The following is a 4,211-nucleotide window of genomic DNA, read 5'->3' on the forward strand; positions in this document are numbered from 1 at the left end:
GAATAAAAACTTATGCTAACACCGTATATAATTTATTGCTGGTTCTAGACTGCTTACGAAAACCCTCGCGGATTTTCTATTCGGTTTTTATTTGCTAAATTTAGTGCTTAAACACGCAACAAACCATATACAAACACGTTGGCAACAATACGAGAAAAACGAAAACAGTTCATAATTTAGAAATTAAAGACGATAGAAAAAACAATGAAAATCTAATTTTTACGGCTGAAATCTATGTTAAAATAATAGTTCGAGCTGAACTGTTAGTAACAAATTGTAATCTGAAAAGTAAAACGCAGAAATCATAAATTGAATAGTTTACAAAAGAAAATATTGAAAAATAAAAGACTAAAAATGAAAAAATCGAACGTAATCTTAAAATATTCATTTATCGGAATTGTTACAGTTCTAATTTCATGTTCGTCTTCAAGTCAAATTGCATTGAAGAGTGACGTAAATTGCGAAGAAAATTTAGCTTTTAAAAAAGAGTTCTTTAAGAATATTAAAAATGTTGAGAACCTGATTTTTGAAGTTCAAGGCGAATCATTAGAAAATTCATTAAAATTTATTGGAAAATATACTCACGTTTCTTTCGAATCTATGACTAATTATGCTGGAACTTATCCATCTGGAATATTTGACAGCGATAAGAAAGTTTGGTTAGAATGGTATGAAAAGAATAAATGTCAAAATATCAAATTTAAAGAATAAACTGAAATAAGTACTGTTGCCAACACCGTATATAATTTATTGCTGGCTTATTGCCTACTTACGAAAGTCCTCGCGGACTTTCTTGGTCAGTAATTATTTACTAAATTAGTTGCTTGAAACACGCAACAAACCATATACAACAACGTTAGGCAACATTAAAACAAAACCGTAAAAATGAGAATAATCCTTATTGGAATTTTAATTTCCTTTTTTTCTTGTAGTCCAAATAATAAAGAAATCCCTATTATTAAACGAGAAAGAATTAAAAAATATTCATCAAAACTAATTGACAATAAAATTGAAAAAGATACATTAATCAACGAATATGAAATCGGAAATGAATCTGACGGAAAGCAAAGTTATTTCCTCGGAATTAAAGGTTATAATAATCAAGACACAACTTGGACTGAATCAAATTATTCTAAAAAAATCGATGAAAATAAAACATTCCTACTTAACTCTGAAAATGAAATTCAAATAGTAACAATAAAAGAAAAAGATACTTTTTTTGTTTACGCAGGAAATGACTTAGACAAACCAACAAGTTATCAATTAAACGATAATAAAGGAATTAAGGAAGAGGTTGACCTAACTTTGGGTATTAAAAAAAAATATAAAGACAGAGAGTTTGACAAAAACGAAAATCTTATTTTTTACAATTTATACCAAACTTATTTCCCAACTGAATTTGATAAAAAGTATCTTTCGAGTGGAGATAAATTGAAAAAAGAAAGTGAATATTTAGAAAATACAATTATTGAAATAGAATATGAATATTATAAATAATAACGTTGCCTAACACCGTATATAATTAATGGCTGGTTCTAGCTTGCTTACGAAAATCTTTGCAGATTTTCTATTCGGTTTTTATTTACTAAATTAGGTGCTGAATCACGCCACTAACCATATACAAACACGTTACCAGCAAGTCAAAAACCAACCGCAAATTAATTAACAAATGAAATTTTTCATTCCAACCATAGCTGACGATCAAGTTGAACTCTTCTTTAATGATACCATAGTTAGATTTATAGAATCATTTGGATATAAAATAAAGAAAGAAAAAAGAATTTATAGCTTAACATTTAACCACAACGGAAAAAAAATAAAAGAAATTGTTGGACAAGCTAGTCCATCGAATAACGAAGCTATTTTCGCAATATTGGAAACAGACCAATTATTCCTGACTTGCACGCTTAAACGTGGTATTACAGGAGGAGAACCTATGATTATTGGAAAACACGATGTTGAAGATATAGAATACTTTGAAAATAATGAGAAAGATATTTATAAATATGGTGATTGGATTTATAAATTAGAAGATAATAATCATAAAGTTGAATTTCTTAAAAAATTACCTGACTCTGTTTATAAATATTACAACAATAATGAAAATAGCAAAGATGCTCTATTAAATCAGTATTTATTTTGTAGTCATCCATTTCATTTGAATGATTCCATGGATTCTTCCGATTTACTTTGGGATTTTTCAAAAATAACGAAGAAGATTTTTAAAAGTTTTTTCGACTATTATAAAAACAATCCTTTTATTCAAGAGGAAGTAAGTTTTGAGGATGATGAGAAAAATAGTTTTAATTATATTAAGTCTTCCTTCTGGAAAATAGTAACTGATAAATCAGGAATTATTTCACTATCTGAAAATCCATTACACACGTTGATGTGGTCTCATTACGCAACAGAAAAGGGTTATATGATAGAATTTGATAGGCAAAAACTTATTGAACGTTTCAAAAAAAATAATCCTGATATGCGGAACTATGTGTTTATGCCTATTCAGTATGTGAACAAGCTTGAAAAAATAAATTTTTTCTCTGAAAATTTCAAAACCCCGGACATACCTTTTTTATACTCAATTAATATCAAAAAAAATGATTGGGAATATGAGAATGAATGGAGATTTGTTTGTTATTCTGAAAGTTATGGAGTTCCTAATTCCATTTTAACTCATGAAAAAGACCATATTGGTTTATTAGATAGAAAATTTTATTACGATAAGGGAATTATAAAATCATTTACTTTAGGAAAGTATTTTTTCAATGGTTCAAATATTATAGATTTTAAATATCCCGACACTTATACATTAAAAAACGATTCTGATATTGAGTTTGTAAACTACATTTTTAATAATTTAAATGATAATTTGTATCTTTCTAATGAACTTGAAACAGATAAAAAATTCTCGAGAAATAGATTAAAAATAAAACTAATTAAGCACAATGAGAATGAATTTCAGATTGTGAAAATATAAAAACCTGCTGGTAACACCGTATATAATTTATTGCTGGCTTATCGCCTACTTACGAAAGTCCTCGCGGACTTTCTTGGTCGGTAATTATTTACTAAATTAGTTGCTTGAAACACGCAACAAACCATATACAACAACGTTGTGCTTCATTATAACCAACCGCTACCAATGATAAAATTCTTTAGAAAAATTAGACAAAACTTGCTGATGGAAAACAAAACTGGAAAGTATTTTAAATATGCCATTGGAGAAATTATACTTGTTGTCATTGGAATTTTAATAGCCCTATCGATTAATAATTGGAACGACCAACGAATTTTAAAAAAAGAAGTAATAGCGCAATTAAAAATATTTTCGAACGAATTAAAAGATGATATCGATATATTTGAATCCAAGATTAAAACTTACCCAGATGACGTTGATTATCTACAAAAACTATCAAAAGGTGAATATGAAGAATTAGATTTAAGCCAGTTTTTTTACACAGTTGTTCTTAACGATAATTCTATCCTGTTCGGTGATTCATATGCTAATTTAAAAACCAACGGCGGCATTGATTTAATAGATGATATTGATTTAAAAACTAACATGGGATTCTATAATGATCGTGCTAGAATTTATATTAATGAATTTATAGAATATGGAATTTCGGCTGCTCTTGCTTATGTAGATGAGACTGTTTTATCATATATGGAATTTGACAATAATAATGAACTAGTAAAAGAAAATACGATTAAAGTTATTAAAGAAAAAAAACTAAATAACATTATCAATCTTCAATTGAAGCAGAAGAAAGTCCTACTTACGAATTTAAAAAATGTGAATGAATTTGCAAAAAAAATTAAAGAGCAATTAGATGACTATATTGATGCACATGAATAAATAACGAAAGCACAACAACGTGTATAATTAATTGCTGGTTCTGTGTGTACTCGGAAAATCCTACGGATTTCCCTCTGGTTCGTTTTTGTTTACTAACTTAGTCCTAGCCAACGCAACTAACCATACACAATCACGTTATGTTTAATAATCCCAGACTTCTGGAACTTCCCTTGTTCATTGCAATTAGCCCATTGTAAATTACAGAGTTTGCAATAAACTTGAATTGGAATACTGGATTTTGAGGAATAATTGTACCAACCCAAGCTTTCGATTGAAATCGGATGAGAGTTCTACTCTCAAATACGAATTTTGATTCGCATAAAGCTTGTATAAGGTAGTGAAATTTTCGGAC

At 28.4% G+C, this 4,211-nt stretch carries 4 protein-coding genes; all 4 read left to right on the top strand.

Going from position 1 to position 4,211, the window contains the following annotated elements; genetic code table 11:
• Positions 1–354 precede the first annotated feature (354 nt).
• Positions 355–711, top strand: a complete 357-nt coding sequence (locus tag ACVCZW_RS03660) for a hypothetical protein (RefSeq protein ID WP_452231668.1) — start codon at positions 355–357, stop codon at positions 709–711.
• 174 nt (positions 712–885) lie between these two features.
• Positions 886–1,497 carry a hypothetical protein gene (locus ACVCZW_RS03665; RefSeq protein WP_452231669.1) on the top strand — a complete coding sequence of 204 codons (612 nt, stop codon included), beginning with the start codon at positions 886–888 and terminating at the stop codon, positions 1,495–1,497.
• 172 nt (positions 1,498–1,669) lie between these two features.
• Positions 1,670–2,980, top strand: a complete 1,311-nt coding sequence (locus ACVCZW_RS03670) for a DUF2971 domain-containing protein (RefSeq protein WP_452231670.1) — start codon at positions 1,670–1,672, stop codon at positions 2,978–2,980.
• A gap of 165 nt (positions 2,981–3,145) precedes the next feature.
• Positions 3,146–3,859: a hypothetical protein gene (locus ACVCZW_RS03675; RefSeq protein WP_452231671.1), complete on the top strand. Its 714-nt coding sequence runs from the start codon at positions 3,146–3,148 to the stop codon at positions 3,857–3,859.
• Positions 3,860–4,211 lie beyond the last annotated feature (352 nt).

The sequence above is a fragment of the Lacinutrix sp. MEBiC02595 genome (assembly GCF_053601555.1).